This is a genomic window from Paraburkholderia sediminicola (assembly GCF_902859805.1).
Classification (GTDB): Bacteria; Pseudomonadota; Gammaproteobacteria; order Burkholderiales; family Burkholderiaceae; genus Paraburkholderia; species Paraburkholderia sediminicola.
The window spans coordinates 1-14,879 of the sequence record NZ_CADIKC010000016.1; the positions used below are offsets into that span (position 1 = coordinate 1).

A 14,879-nucleotide genomic window follows, 5' to 3' on the forward strand; every position below is an offset into this window, starting at 1 on the left:
ACGACTCCACGCCGATGATAGTGCGGATTCCCGTGTGAAAGTAGGTAATCGTCAGGCTCCCCTGCAGCATCAGAAACCCCACCCCATAAAGGTGGGGTTTCTGCGTTTACCAACGCAAATCTGCGCCCCTGAAAATTCCGTCAGGAAAACCGCTCACTCCTTCCCGATCCGCAGCGCGTTCGCGTACCCTGTCAGTTCCAGATACGCAGGTCCAACGTCAATAGCGCCGACATACGCGCAGCAGCAGCAACGGCCGAAACACAGGCCGTCGACCAGATCCGCTCAGCCGCCTTATTTCCCCTGCGCCAGAAATCGCTGTGCCAGCCGAACCCAATACGTCGAGCCGATTGGCAACAACTCGTCGTTGAAGTCATAGCTCGCGTTATGCAACATGCAAGGTCCGGCACCATGTCCTGAGTCCCGGTGACCGCCGTCGCCGTTACCGAGAAATGCGTAACAGCCCGGCTTCGCCAGCAGCATGAATGAAAAATCCTCGGCACCCATTGTCGGTTCGACTGAGTCATCGACATTTTCCGCGCCGACAATTTCCTTCATGACCGACGCCGCGAAGCGGGTCTCTTCGCTGCTGTTGATGGTCGGTGGATAGTTTCGATGGAAGTGGATATCGACCGAGCAGTCATAAGCCTCGGCCGTGCTCTCGGCGATCTTGCGCATGCGTGTTTCGATCAGATCGAGCGTTTCGGTGGTAAACGTCCGCACGGTCCCTGCAATCCACGCATCGTCCGGGACGACATTGAGGGCGTCGCCGGCGTGAATCTGAGTGATCGACAATACAGCGGTATCGAGCGGTTTCTTGTTTCGCGTGATGATGCTCTGCAGCCCGCTCGCAATCTGAACCGCGGTAAACACGGGGTCGCGGCCGTTGTGCGGCAGTGCCGCGTGCGAACCCACGCCTTTGATTTCAATGCGAAATTCGTTGCTGGACGCCATGATCGGGCCTTCGGTCACGCCGAAGTGGCCTGACGGCATGCCCGGCCAGTTGTGAATGCCGAAGACCGCATCGACCGGAAACGTCGTGAACAGGCCGTCGTCGATCATTGCCTGCGCGCCGGCGCCGCCTTCCTCTGCTGGTTGAAAGATGAATACGATCGTGCCGTCAAACTCGCTATGTTTGGCCAGATGCCGCGCGGCGCCGAGCAGCATCGCGGTATGTCCGTCATGGCCGCACGCGTGCATTTTGCCGTCGTTCTGCGAGCGATGGTCGAAGCTGTTTAGCTCCTGAATCGGCAGCGCATCCATGTCTGCGCGCAGTCCGATCGAGCGCGATCCGTTGCCGCGCTTCAGTACGCCGACTACGCCCGTTTTACCCAATCCGCGATGAGTTTCGATGCCCCAGGATTCAAGTGTCCTGGCGACCAGATCCGCCGTTGCCGTTTCTTCGTAACGCAACTCGGGGTGGGCATGAATCGTTCGTCGAAGGGTTTGGATTTCGCCGTGAGCGGCCTGGATTTCTGGGATCAGTTTCATGATGGTGCACTTGTGCTTTGCTTTGCGTGGAGTCGCTCGGGGCCATATTGCCCGGGCACGTTGATAACCGATTCTACGCCGAAGGCGTTTTTGGCGGCACCATGCAGGTCAACGGGCCACGGAAGTAATAAAATTCGGGATTGCCCCATCGCTTACTGCTCTCCTTGACGGATCGCCGATGAATGCTCCGACTGAATTCGCCCGCGCGGTGTGCCCGCACGATTGCCCTGATACCTGCGCGATGCGCGTGACCGTCGAAGGTGGACGGGCGATCAAGGTCGTCGGCGATCCCGATCACCCGCCGACTCAAGGCGCGCTATGTACCAAAGTCAGCCGCTACGCCGAGCGGGTGCACCATCCGCATCGGTTGACGACTCCGATGAAGCGCGTCGGCCGCAAAGGCGAAGGCCGTTTTGAGCCGATCAGTTGGGATGAGGCATTTGAGCTCGCCGCGGCACGCCTGTCGGAGATCGCGAGCCGTGCGCCTGAAGCCATCGTGCCCTACAGCTACGCCGGCACGATGGGCCTGGTTCAGGGCGACAGCATTGCGCAGCGGTTTTTTCACAAACTTGGCGCATCGCAGTTGGACCGCACGATTTGTGCAGCCGCCGGTGCGGCGGGGCTGAAATACACCTACGGCGCGGGCATTGGCATGCTCACCGAGTTTTTTGGCGAAAGCGAGGTCATCCTCATCTGGGGCTCAAATCCCATCGCGTCGAACCTGCACTTCTGGACGCGCGCCCAGGAAGCCAAGCGCCGCGGTGCAAGGCTGATCGCGATCGATCCATACCGGTCGCTGACGGCGGAAAAGTGCCACCAGCACATTGCACTGAAACCGGGAACCGACGGCGCTTTGGCGCTCGGCATGATGAACGTGTTGATCACGGAAAATCTGCTCGATCACGCCTACATCGCGGCTCATACCTTGGGCTTTGCAGAACTGAAGGATCGCGCGCTCAGTTATCCGCCGGCACGTGCTGCTCAAATCTGCGGTGTCGACGAGCAAGTGATCGTCGATCTTGCGCGCCTATACGGCAGCACGAAAAAGGCCGCGATCCGGATGAACTATGGCCTGCAGCGGGTGCGTGGCGGCGGTAACGCAGTGCGCGCAATCGCCTGCCTGCCTTCGCTGACAGGCGCATGGCGCGAACGGGCGGGTGGTGTGCTGCTGTCATCGGGCGGATGGGCCCCGGTGGATTCGCACGCGTTGCAGCGCCCGGACCTGATGCCGGGCTGGCCCGCCAAGACTTCGCGCGTCATCAATATGAACGCAATCGGCGATGCGCTGCTGCATCCGGGCGATACCACGTTCGGTCCGAAACTCGAGGCGATCATCGTCTACAACTCGAACCCGGTGGCGGTCGCGCCGGACTCGGAACGGGTCGCCGCTGGTTTTGCACGCGAAGACCTGTTCACGATCGTCCTCGAGCACTTTCAGACCGATACTGCGGACTACGCCGATCTGCTTCTGCCTGCCACGACGCAGTTGGAGCACCTTGACGTGCACAAGTCGTACGGCCACACGCACGTGATGGTCAATTTGCCGGCGATCGCGCCGGTCGGCGAAGCGCGCCCGAACACGGAGATCTTCCGCGGCCTTGCGCGCCACATGGGCCTAGAGGAACCGGCGCTTTACGAGAGCGACGACGCTATCGCGCAGTCTGCTTTCCGCTGGAACGACAAAACTTTGGAAGGCGTGAACTGGGACTCGCTAAAGAAAACCGGCTGGGCAGCGCTGAACCTCCCTGACGCGCCATTCGCCGAGGGCGGCTTTCGCACGCCGTCCGGCAAATGCGAGTTCTTCAGCGAGCGCCTCGCGCAGCAAGGGCTCGATCCGTTGCCCGACTACCTGCCGCCTTACGAATCCGAAGACGGTGCACCGGAGCTCGCCGCCCGTTACCCGCTTGCGATGATCTCGCCGCCTGCCCGTAACTTCCTCAACAGCACCTTTGTGAACATCGAAAGCCTGCGCTCGACAGAGGGCGAGCCGCACTTGGACATCCACCCGTTCGACGCGCAGCAGCGAAACATCGCCGACGGTGACCAGGTGCGCATATTCAACGATCGCGGCGCAATGCAGGCGCGCGCCCGTGTCACCGAGAAGACACGTAAAGGGCTCGTGGTCGGCCTGTCGATCTGGTGGAAGAAGCTCGCGCCCGACGGCCGCAACGCGAATCAGGTCACCAGCCAGGCCCTCACTGACTTGGGTGGATCGGCCACGTTCTACGACTGCCTCGTCGAAGTCGAACGCGCCTGAAAACACGTTCAAAAATCTCGCCGCAATGGCTCGCAGCGGGTTCGAGGTTGCAGTCTAACCTGGCCGCTTTTCACGGATAGCACAGGGATGCCCATGCTACGATGCGTTTTTAGCACGACCATTCGAAAATAAAGGAGGAGACGCTGCATGGACAAAATCTGGCTGAAATCTTATCCACCCGGCGTTCCCGCAGAGATTGATCCGACTCGCTATTCGTCCGTCGCCGAACTGCTTGAAGAAGCCTTCCGCGACCACCGCGCCAAACCGGCGTTCGTCTGCATGGGCAAGGAAATCAGCTACGGCGAGCTCGACGAGCTCTCGCGCAAGCTGGCCGCGTGGTTTCAGTCGAAGGGCCTTGCCCGTGGCGCGCGCATCGCGATCATGATGCCGAACGTGCTGCAATATCCTGTCGCGATTGCGGCGATCTTGCGCGCGGGCTACGTGGTGGTGAATGTGAACCCGCTCTACACCCCGCGGGAGCTCGAGCATCAACTCAAGGACAGCGGCGCGGAAGCGATCATCCTGCTCGAAAACTTCGCTGTCACGCTGCAGGCGATCGTGCGCAATACATCGGTCAAGCACGTCGTCGTCGCCGCTATGGGCGATCTGATGGGCGTGAAGGGCACGCTGGTGAACTTTGTCGTTCGGCGCGTGAAGAAGATGGTGCCGGCGTGGAGTCTGCCGGGTCACGTCAAATTCAACACCGCGATCACCGAAGGTGGTCGCCAGAGCTTCAAACCGGTCCAACAAGGTCCGGACGACGTCGCGTTTCTCCAGTACACGGGCGGCACGACCGGCGTGGCCAAAGGCGCGACGCTCCTGCATCGGAACCTGATCGCTAATGTACTGCAGTCGGAAATCTGGCTCGATCCGGTTCGCGCTAATCGCAAGGACATCGATCAGTTCGTCACGGTCGTTGCTTTGCCGCTTTACCACGTCTTTGCGCTGACGGTCTGCGGGCTGCTGACGATCCGTACCGGGGGGCTTGGTGTGCTGATTCCGAATCCGCGCGACATCCCCGGCATGATCAAGGCGCTCGAAGGCTACCCGATCACGACGATTCCCGCCGTCAATACGCTGTACAACGCGATGCTGAACAGCCCGGACTTCCACAAACTCGATTTTTCGAAGCTGATCGCAGCAAATGGCGGCGGCATGGCGGTCCAGGAAGCGGTCGCCAAGCGCTGGTTCGAGCACACGCACACGCCGATCATCGAGGGTTACGGTCTGTCGGAGACCTCGCCGTGCGTCACTTGCAATCCGGTCACTGTCACGGAATATAGCGGCACGATCGGCTTGCCGCTGCCGTCGACGGAAATCTCGATTCGCGACGACGAAGGCAACGAGGTGCCGCTCGGCCAGCCGGGAGAAATCTGTATCCGTGGCCCGCAGGTGATGGCGGGTTACTGGAATCGTCCGGACGAAACGGCCAAGGTCATGACGCCGGATGGCTTCTTCAAATCGGGCGATGTCGGTCTGATGAACGAAAATGGCTTCGTCAAGATCGTCGATCGGAAGAAGGACATGATTCTGGTCTCCGGTTTCAACGTCTATCCGAACGAGATCGAAGACGTGGTTGCCAAGCTGCCCGGTGTGTTCGAAGTCGCCGCGGTCGGCGTGCCGGATCAGCATTCAGGCGAAGCAGTGAAGCTGTTTGTTGTGAAGAAGGATCAGGCGCTTACCGATGCGGACATCTTCGCGTATTGCAAACAGCAATTGACCGGCTACAAGCGGCCGAAGATCGTCGAATTCCGGACTGAACTGCCCAAGAGCAACGTCGGCAAGATTCTGCGTCGCGAGTTGCGCGACGGCCGGGCGTAAGTGAGTCGCGCGCATCAGGCTCATCGGCGCCGCGGCCAAAGCCGGCACGAAGTAATGCACTGAGTGAAAGAAAGAGAGAAAGGCCCGGCAGACAGAAGTCTGCCGGGCCTTTCTCTTTGAGTCGCCGCATTTCATGCAAAGCAGCGGACCGCGCGACGCGGCGCGCAGCCATAAAAAAAGGCGCCCGAAGGCGCCTTTGAGGCAAACTGCTTTATTACGACTTATTAGAACTTGTGACGGATACCAACGCGAGCTGCGAGTTGGTTCTGGTTCTGCGAACCCGACAGGCCGTTGATGCCAGCCGTTGCGTTGACCGTAGCACCCGTTACGCTCAGCGTTTCGCCCAGAGCGTGTTGGTACACACCGATCACGTACACGTCGGTACGCTTGGACAGGAAGTAATCCACGCCAACCGAACCTTGGTGGTACTGAGCACGCGATGCGCCGTTGATTTCCGCGCCGCGCGTGTAGTCATACGCTGCGCCGACCAGCAACGCCGGGGTCAACTGATACTTGAAGTTGAGTTCTGCGTTGTTGAACGTAGCCGATTGGCCCTTGAACGGCGATGCGAACGCCACGCCCAGGTTGGCGAAGCGGATGTTCGAGTACGTCGCACCGATCGTTGCTGCGCCGAACGTATACGCGCCGCCTGCACCGATCACCTGGTACGTGTTAGCCGAAGCGAAGCCAGCGTAGACCGGCGACGTCACAGCGAAGTTCGACAGGGCGCCCGTGTTCGTTGCTGCCGTGCCACCGTTGTTGAACAGGCCACCCGAAGCTGCCGGGGTGCGTGCGTTCAAGTAGCCGAGGCCCAAGACCAACGGACCGTTGTTGTAGCCAGCGCCGAACGACCAGATTTGGTTGCCGGTAAAGTTGCCAGCTTGGCCGCCGAAGCTGTACGTGCCGCCGAACGTCAGGCCGCCGTAGTTCGCGCTCGTGTACTTGACCGTGTTGTTGGTGCGGTACGCGTTGTTGAAGTTGTCGATGTCACCCGGGTGAGCAGCGATGTAGCCGCCCCACTGGTCACCGGCTTCCAGCGGACCGACGTAGTCGACGACGGAGTCGTACTGACGACCCAGCGTGACCGTACCGAACTGGCTCGACAGGCCGACGTAAGCTTGACGACCGAACATCAGGCTGCCTTGACCCAGCTTGCCGGTGTTCACGTCAAAGCCGTTTTCCAACACGAAGATTGCCTTCAGACCGCCGCCCAGATCTTCCGTGCCGCGCAGGCCGAAACGCGAGCCTTGCATGACGCCGCTGGACAGGTTGTACAGGTGCTTGCCACCCGAGTTGGTGTTGATGTTGAAGCCTTCATCAATAATGCCGTACAGGGTCACGCTGCTCTGAGCATGTGCGACGCCTGCGAATGCGCCCAGTGCTGCGAGAGCGAGAAGCGACTTTTTCATCGAATGATCTCCAAGGATTACGAATCTTTTGTACAAGGCGAATATTTGTCTAGCGTTGAGGCCTTGCTTGTCCAACTTCGCGAGAAGTTGCACGTAATGTAACAAAAGGCATACATGGCACAAAGAAAAAGGAGACGGCCAGGACCAGTCCTGTTTCGTTTACGCAACATGGTCTAAAATCTGAAATTGGCCGTCGGAATCGTTTGAATTCAAGGTCTTCGCGAAGCCGGGTTTACCCAGCAAAGCCTTGTCGCGTGGGCCGGTCAGCGCGGCGGGGCGGTTGTCGAATCAGGGAGTGCTGAATGTTTCTGGACGAGTTGATTAGCGAGTTTGATCGGGGTTTACGCTCAATGACCGGCGTGTCGCGGATGAGCCGTCCATTACCCATTCCGCAAGAATCGGCGGCGGAACCGGTCGAGCTCTCTCCAGCGGAGCGCGCGCATGCGGCCGGTTTGATGCGTGTAAATCACGTCGGCGAGGTGTGCGCCCAAGCGCTTTACCAGGCTCAGAAACTCGCAACCAGGTCGCCGTCTTTGCGGGCTGTGTTTAATCACGCTGCCATGGAAGAAGAGGATCATCTGGCGTGGACCGCCAAACGCCTTGAGGCGCTCGATTCGCGCCCAAGTCTGTTGAACCCGCTCTGGTATACAGGTGCGCTGGCAATCGGCCTCGCTGCGGGCCGCATGGGTGATCGGGTGAGTCTCGGCTTCATGGCCGAAACCGAGCGCCAGGTCGAGCAGCATCTGGATAGCCATCTGGATCAGTTGCCCGCGGCCGACCGCGAGTCGCGCGCGATCGTCGAACAGATGCGCGTAGATGAAGCGGAGCACGGTAAATCCGCTATGGACGCAGGTGGCGTCGAGTTGCCGTTCCCCGCACGCGCGCTGATGCGGGCAGTATCGAAAGTCATGACCCGCACCGCCTATTACCTATAAGTTCGAGACTTCTGCTCACGCACCGCCTGAGAGTGGGATGGCGCCTCGCGCGCCGTCCGCCCGAAATACCCGGAACGCCAGCAAACACCTCCCGATCCCGCTTCACGATCTCTTACATTCCGCGCCTTTCCCTCGCACTTTTCACGTATCACCTTCACAAGTTTCACTAGCTCATTCATTTATAACGGTTTTCCGTTTTATGTCTGACGTGAAGGAGTCGCGCTAAGTCCTTGTTCTAACAAACAAAATTCGCTCGAAAAGCGTGTATCTCCCTTGACCCCTGTTTAGCGTTACTCTAAAGTGGGAGACAGTGTGAGAAAGTGTATTTTTGTGTGATCTCACGGGTGGTTTCGGGTAGATTTTCACGAATCGGACAGCCGGCGAAAAAACGCCGACAGGGAGAGCGAAGTGTTCCAAGGGGCGTCGGCGCTGACGCTCGATGCGAAAGGGCGGATGTCGATTCCCTCTCGTTATCGGGATGCGCTGCAAACACAGGCAGAGGGCCGGGTGACGATTACCAAGCACCCGGACGGCTGCCTGTTGCTCTTTCCGCGCCCGGAGTGGGAGATCTTTCGCGACAAGGTCGACAAGCTGCCTATGAACGCGGCCTGGTGGAAGCGCATTTTTCTCGGCAATGCCATGGACGTCGATATGGACGGTGCGGGTCGCGTGCTCGTGTCGCCGGAATTGCGCGCGGCCGGCTCGCTGGAAAAGGAAGTGAACCTGCTCGGCATGGGTCGTCACTTCGAATTGTGGGACGCACAAATTTACGCAGCAAAGGAACAGGCAGCGATCGCCGAGGGCATGCCCGAAGCGTTAAAGAATTTCACGTTCTGATCGCGGACTACATATATGGCACCTGCGATGGGAAACGAATTGCAGCATCGCACGGTGCTGCTGGAAGAGGCAGTCGAAGCGCTGGTCACGCGCGCGGACGGCGTTTATGTGGACGGTACGTTTGGGCGCGGCGGTCATAGCCGTCTGGTGCTGGAGAAGCTGGGTGAAGCCGGGCGCCTGATCGCGTTCGACAAAGACCCGCTCGCCATTGCCACGGCTCAGCAGATTACGGATCCGCGCTTTGGCATCGTGCACGAGAGTTTTGCTTCACTGCGTGACGCAATTGCGGAGCGCGGGGTAGGGCGGGTGTCGGGTGTTTTGCTGGATCTGGGTGTGTCGTCGCCGCAAGTCGACGATCCGGAGCGGGGTTTCAGTTTCCGCGCCGACGGCCCGCTCGACATGCGGATGGACCCGACGCGCGGCGAGTCTGCTGCTGACTGGCTGGCGCGGGCCACGGTGCAGGAACTGACGGAGGTGATACGAGATTATGGGGAAGAACGGTTTGCTTTTCAGATTGCAAAGGCGCTTGTTGCTCGCCGGGCAGAGTCCGACCGTCTTGGGCCTCTCGTCAGCACGGGCGAGCTTGCCCAAATCGTGGCTAACGTCGTCAAAACCCGTGAGAAGGGCAAGGATCCGGCAACCCGCACCTTTCAAGCTATACGGATTCACATCAATCAAGAGCTTGCGGAGCTGCAAGTCGTTTTAGAAGCAGCGTTGTCGCTGTTGGAGCAAGGGGGGCGGCTGGTGGTCATCAGCTTTCATTCGCTCGAGGACCGGATCGTCAAACGATTCATGCAGGCGCACGCCAGTACGCCCGCGGTGGATCGCCGTCTGCCGATTCGTGCAGTCGATCTGCCGAGCCCTCCGCTCAAAATCATTGGCCGCGTGTTCGCCAGCGACGCTGAAGTCGCCGCGAACCCGCGCGCCCGTTCTGCCGTGATGCGTGTGGCGGAGCGGATCGCGCCATGAGCCGCCTCAATATCTTCCTGCTGATGATCGTGATGGGCTGCGCTTTGTCTGTCGTTAACGCTACCAATCAGCAGCGTCAGATCTTTATCCAGTTGCAACGCGCGCAATCGCAGGAGCGCCAGCTGCAGCAGGATTACTCACAGCTTCAATATCAGCAGAGCGCGTTGTCGAAGACTTCGCGCATCGAGCAGATCGCCACTGATTCCCTGAAGATGCAATCGGTCACGACCGGGCGCACCCAGTACCTGACGCTCGACCCGGGCGCGGCCAAGGCTGAGGACGCACCGATCCCGACTTCCGGGCCGGCGTCGGCGCCGGTCGCGAGCCGTCGCGGAGGCGTGCGATGAAAAAATCGTCGACTCGCAAAAGCGTCGCCTTTTCGGCGAACCCGATCCTGTCGGTGCGCCTGCCCATGTGGCGCTCGAAACTCGTCGTCTTCATGCTGTTCATGGCGTTTGTGGCGCTGACCGCGCGCGCCTTCTGGATTCAGGGGCCGGGCAACGCCTTCTATCAGAAGCAGGGTGAAATCCGCTATCAGCGCCGGCTCGAACTGCCGGCCACGCGCGGCAAGATTCTCGACCGCAACGGCCTCGTGCTTGCCACGAGTCTGCCGGTGCGCGCGATCTGGGCAATTCCGGACTCGGTGCCGGACGACCTCGGCGCCGACAAGCTGAACCAGCTCGGCAAGCTTCTCGGCATGACGAACAAGGAGTTGCGCGCCAAGCTGTCCGAGGACAAGAACTTCGTTTATGTGAAGCGCCAGGTGCCGGTCGACGTCGCCGAGAAAGTCACCGAACTGGACATCCCCGGCATTTACGCGCGCGACGAATACAAGCGCTTCTATCCGGAAGGCGAGATCACGGCTCACCTGATCGGCTTCACCAATGTGGAAGACGAAGGCCAGGAAGGCGTCGAACTCGGCGACCAGAAGTTGCTGGCCGGCATGTCGGGCAGCCGTCGCGTCATTAAAGACCGCATGGGCCACATCATCGAAGATGTGGATGAGCAGGTCGTGCCGCATAACGGGCAGGACGTGGATCTCTCGATCGACAGCAAGATCCAGTACATCGCGTATACGAACCTGAAAGCAGCCGTCGAGAAGTTCAAGGCGAAGGCCGGCGCGGCGATGGTGATCGACGTGCGGACCGGCGAAGTGCTCGCACTGGTTAACTACCCGACGTACAACCCGAACGACCGTTCGCACCTCACGGGCGACCAGCTGCGCAACCGCATCCTCACGGACACCTTCGAACCGGGCTCGATCATGAAGCCGTTCACGGTGTCGCTCGCGCTCGACCTGCACCGCGTGACGCCGACTACACTGGTAGATACGGGGCCGGGCCGCTTTGTGCTCGACGGTGCGCCGATTACCGACGACAGCGCGTTCGGCGTGCTGACAGTTGGCGGCGTGATCCAGAAGTCGAGCAACATCGGCGCGACGAAGATCGCCATGCAGCTCAAGCCCGAAGAGATGTGGAACATGTACACCAGCATCGGTCTCGGCCAGGCGCCGAAGGTCGGCTTCCCGGGCGCGGCGGCGGGCCGCCTGCGTCCGTGGAAGAGCTGGCGCCGCATCGAACAGGCGACCATGTCGTACGGCTACGGCCTGTCGGTGTCGCTGTTCCAGTTGGGCCGTGCTTACACCGCAATCGCGCATGACGGCGAGATCATGCCGGTGTCGATTTTCCGCACGCCTGGCGATCAGCCGGCAACGGGGCCGCAAATTTTTGCACCCACCACCGCTCGCGAAGTGCGCGCGATGCTCGAAACCGTCACGGCGCCGGGCGGTACGTCGCCGGATGCGGCCGTGCCGGGCTATCGCGTCGGCGGCAAGAGCGGTACCGCGTACAAGCATGGTGCTCACGGCTACGACCACTCCAAGTACCGCGCTTCGTTCGTCGGCATGGCGCCGATGCCGAATCCGCGCATCGTCGTCGCCGTGTCGGTCGACGAACCGACAGCGGGCAGCCACTTCGGCGGTCAGGTGTCCGGTCCGGTGTTCTCGTCGATTGTCGGCGATACGCTGCGTTCGCTGAATGTGCCGCCGGATATGCCGGTCAAACAGATGGTCGTGTCGGACGACTCGGCGCCTGCCGCGCCAAGCGCACCGCCCTCGCCCGCAACGGTCAAGAAACTTTCCACCAGCGCAGGCGCGAAGAAAATGACGATTGCCGCCAACGCGAAAAGCCATCCCGGAGTTGTGCGATGAGCGCGCTGCGTAAGAAGCACCCAGCGCACCGGCAAATTGCCGACGCACTCAACTGGCTGCACGCTCGCGTGCAGCCAGGCGCGCATCTGCACGCCGACACGCGTTCGCTTGCGGCGGGTGACGCGTTTTTCGCCTATGCGGTTGATGGTGCGGACAACCGTCCGTTCATCGATGGCGCGATCGAGCGTGGCGCGGCGGCCGTGCTGGTTCAGCCCGAAGGTTTTGGCGGTGCGATCGACTCGTCCACTACGCTGGCCGTGCCGGCGTTGAACGAACTCGCCGGTTCGATTGCGAGCGCCTGGTATAACGATCCGAGCGACGGCATGCTGGCGGTCGGCATCACCGGCACTAACGGCAAGACCTCCTGCAGCCAATGGATCTCGGCGGCCTTGACCGCGCTCGGCAAGCGTTGCGCAATCATCGGCACGCTTGGCACCGGTCTGCCGGGGCAACTCGTGCACACCGGCTTCACGACGCCCGATGCGCCGCAATTGCAGCGCAGTCTTGCGCAGTTGCGCGACGCCGGCGCCCAGGCGGTGGCGATGGAAGTGTCGTCCCACGCGCTGCATCAAGGCCGCGTGAACGGCACGGCGTTCGACATCGCCGTGTTCACGAATCTCACGCAAGACCACCTCGACTACCACGGCACGTTCGAAGCCTATGAAACTGCCAAGGCGCGCCTGTTCGCATGGCCGGAGCTGCGCGCGGCGGTGATCAACCGTGACGATGCCACCGGTCGTCGGCTGCTCGCGAGCACGAAGGGCCATGCTCGCACGATCGCCTACGGTCTCGACGAAACGCTCAAAGACGCGCCGCAAGCCGACGCGCTGCTGCTCGCCTCGAACGTGCGCGCCACCGCCACCGGCACCGCGTTTCACCTGACCACATCCGACTGGGGCAACGCCGACGTCGAAGTGCAAACGCTCGGCGCTTTCAACGTCAGCAATCTGCTTGGCGTACTCGGCGCATTGCTTGCAGCCGATGTGCCGTTCGACGCCGCGCTTGCCGAACTGGCGAAACTCGAACCGGTAAATGGCCGCATGCAACGTCTCGGCGGCCGCTTGCAGAACGACGAGCCGCTCGTCGTGATCGATTACGCGCACACGCCGGACGCATTGGAAAAGACGTTGGAAGCACTACGCCCGATGGCGGCCGCACGCGGCGGCGAACTGATCTGCATGTTCGGCTGCGGTGGCGATCGCGACGCGACCAAGCGTCCGTTGATGGGCGCCATCGCCGAGAAGCTCGCCGACGGCGTGGTCGTAACCAGCGACAACCCGCGCAGCGAAGATCCGCAGTCGATCATCGAGCAGATCGCCGCAGGAATGAAAGACGCGTCGAAGGCTCGTCGTATCGAGGACCGCGCGAGCGCGATCCTGCAAGCGATCCGCGGCGCCGCGCGCGAAGATGTCATCGTGCTGGCCGGCAAGGGGCATGAAGCAACACAGGAAATCATGGGTAAGAAGCGCGCTTTCTCCGATCAGGACCATGCTCGCCTTGCGCTCGCCGCACGGGCAACGCACGTACGCGGAGGTGGCGAATGACCATGTTCTCGCTGCGTGAAGCTGCTGCACTGATCCCCGGCGCCACCGTGCTGGGTGACGACAGCGTCACGTTCGACCGCGTTTCGACCGATAGCCGCAGCGCCGGTCCGGGCGATCTGTTCGTCGCGATCAAGGGTGAGCGTTTCGACGCGCACGATTTCCTGCCGGACGTCGCATCGCGCAACGTCACGGCGGCACTGGTGACGCGCACGCCGCAAGACTGGCATGTGCCTGCTTTGCGCGTAGCCGATACGCGTGTCGCGCTCGGCGCACTTGCGCGCGGCTGGCGACGCACATTCAGCATGCCGCTCGTCGCCGTGACGGGCAGCAACGGCAAGACGACGGTCAAGGAAATGACCGCGTCGATCTTCGCTGCCGCGGTCGGCGCCGACGCACGCCTCGCAACTGCTGGCAACTTCAACAACGATATCGGCTTGCCGCTCACGCTGTTCCGTCTGCACGCCGGGCATCAGCTGGCGGTGGTCGAACTCGGCATGAACCATCCGGGCGAAACCTCGCTGCTAGCGAAGATCGCCGAGCCGACGGTCTCGGTGGTGAACAACGCACAGCGCGAGCACCAGGAATTCATGGCGACAGTCGAAGCCGTTGCGCTCGAACACGCCAGCGTGATTCACGCGCTCTCGCCGGAAGGCGTCGCCGTGTTCCCGGCCGATGATGCCTACGCGAGCATCTGGCGTGTCGCGGCAACCGGCAATCGGATCATCGACTTCGCTTTGAACACCGCCGAGCGCGTGACCGAAGCCGCAGTAACCGGCACGTTCACCGGCAATGTTCTGAGCATCGACACAGCGGAAGGCCACGTCGACGTCACGCTGCAAGTGCTCGGCGATCACAACGCGCACAACGCGTTGGCCGCGACATCGGCTGCGCTCGCCGCAGGCGTATCGCTCGACGCGATCAAGCGCGGCCTCGAATCGTTCGGCGCCGTGAAAGGCCGTCTGCAGGTGAAGCGCGCTGCGCTCGGCACACTCGCCGGCGCAACCGTGATCGACGACACCTACAACGCCAACCCTGATTCGATGCGCGCAGCGATCGACGTGCTCGCGTCGCGCGCATCGCCGCGCGTGCTGGTGATGGGCGACATGGGCGAAGTCGGCGACAACGGCCCAGCGTTTCACCGTGAAATCGGTGCCTACGCCAAAGAACGCGGTATCGACGTGTTGTACGCCATGGGCGACGCCTCGCGCGACGCCTGCACGGCGTATGGCACGGGCGCGCATCACGTGGCCGATGTCGGCACGCTGGTCGCGCAATTGCAGCAGGCGGGTTTTGGCGCCGCTGCAACGCTTCTCGTGAAAGGCTCGCGCTTCATGCAAATGGAACGCGTGGTGGACGCCGTAACGAGTCCACAACCCAACGCAGCGGGCAATGCGCCCGCTGCACATTGAA

Annotated in this window: 11 protein-coding genes; 9 read left to right on the forward strand and 2 right to left on the reverse strand. The window is 61.4% G+C overall.

All coding sequences use genetic code 11. From position 1 onward, the window contains the following. Window positions 1-291: 291 nt before the first annotated feature. Window positions 292-1,488 carry a M20 aminoacylase family protein gene (locus R8871_RS34595; RefSeq protein WP_175054439.1) on the reverse strand — a complete coding sequence of 399 codons (1,197 nt, stop codon included), beginning with the start codon at window positions 1,486-1,488 and terminating at the stop codon, window positions 292-294. Between the two features lie 178 nt (window positions 1,489-1,666). Here R8871_RS34595 and R8871_RS34600 point away from each other — a divergent pair, with 178 nt between their 5' ends. Continuing rightward, the gene (locus R8871_RS34600; protein WP_175054440.1) at window positions 1,667-3,745 is read left to right on the forward strand and encodes a molybdopterin-containing oxidoreductase family protein; all 2,079 of its coding nucleotides are present in this window, start codon (window positions 1,667-1,669) and stop codon (window positions 3,743-3,745) included. A 147-nt stretch (window positions 3,746-3,892) separates the two neighbouring features. After that, a complete protein-coding gene (locus R8871_RS34605; protein WP_175054441.1) occupies window positions 3,893-5,566 on the forward strand; it encodes a long-chain fatty acid--CoA ligase in 1,674 nt (557 codons plus the stop codon). 224 nt (window positions 5,567-5,790) lie between these two features. On the opposite strand, the gene R8871_RS34610 is transcribed toward R8871_RS34605, so the two are convergent. Next, window positions 5,791-6,975: a porin gene (locus tag R8871_RS34610; RefSeq protein ID WP_175054442.1), complete on the reverse strand. Its 1,185-nt coding sequence runs from the start codon at window positions 6,973-6,975 to the stop codon at window positions 5,791-5,793. A 302-nt stretch (window positions 6,976-7,277) separates the two neighbouring features. Between R8871_RS34610 and coq7 the strand changes: the two genes are divergently transcribed. The 7 genes from coq7 to R8871_RS34645 all read left to right on the forward strand — a co-directional run bounded on the left by coq7 (window position 7,278) and on the right by R8871_RS34645 (window position 14,878). Then, on the forward strand, window positions 7,278-7,910 hold the full coding sequence (gene coq7, locus R8871_RS34615; RefSeq protein WP_175054443.1) for a 2-polyprenyl-3-methyl-6-methoxy-1,4-benzoquinone monooxygenase: 633 nt from the start codon (window positions 7,278-7,280) through the stop codon (window positions 7,908-7,910). Window positions 7,911-8,318: 408 nt separating this feature from the next. Continuing rightward, window positions 8,319-8,747, forward strand: coding sequence for a division/cell wall cluster transcriptional repressor MraZ (gene mraZ, locus R8871_RS34620; RefSeq protein WP_025647927.1), 429 nt, complete (start codon window positions 8,319-8,321; stop codon window positions 8,745-8,747). Between the two features lie 15 nt (window positions 8,748-8,762). After that, window positions 8,763-9,716, forward strand: coding sequence for a 16S rRNA (cytosine(1402)-N(4))-methyltransferase RsmH (gene rsmH, locus R8871_RS34625; RefSeq protein ID WP_175054444.1), 954 nt, complete (start codon window positions 8,763-8,765; stop codon window positions 9,714-9,716). Beyond that, window positions 9,713-10,063: a cell division protein FtsL gene (gene ftsL / locus R8871_RS34630; protein ID WP_115781101.1), complete on the forward strand. Its 351-nt coding sequence runs from the start codon at window positions 9,713-9,715 to the stop codon at window positions 10,061-10,063. The genes rsmH and ftsL overlap by 4 nt, the downstream gene beginning before the upstream one ends. Then, window positions 10,060-11,925 carry a peptidoglycan D,D-transpeptidase FtsI family protein gene (locus R8871_RS34635; RefSeq protein WP_175054445.1) on the forward strand — a complete coding sequence of 622 codons (1,866 nt, stop codon included), beginning with the start codon at window positions 10,060-10,062 and terminating at the stop codon, window positions 11,923-11,925. The genes ftsL and R8871_RS34635 overlap by 4 nt, the downstream gene beginning before the upstream one ends. After that, entirely contained in the window at window positions 11,922-13,469 is a 1,548-nt protein-coding gene (locus tag R8871_RS34640; protein ID WP_175054446.1) for a UDP-N-acetylmuramoyl-L-alanyl-D-glutamate--2,6-diaminopimelate ligase, read from the forward strand. The genes R8871_RS34635 and R8871_RS34640 overlap by 4 nt, the downstream gene beginning before the upstream one ends. Next, window positions 13,466-14,878, forward strand: coding sequence for a UDP-N-acetylmuramoyl-tripeptide--D-alanyl-D-alanine ligase (locus R8871_RS34645; protein WP_175054447.1), 1,413 nt, complete (start codon window positions 13,466-13,468; stop codon window positions 14,876-14,878). Before R8871_RS34640 ends, R8871_RS34645 begins: the two co-directional genes overlap by 4 nt. Window position 14,879 lies beyond the last annotated feature (1 nt).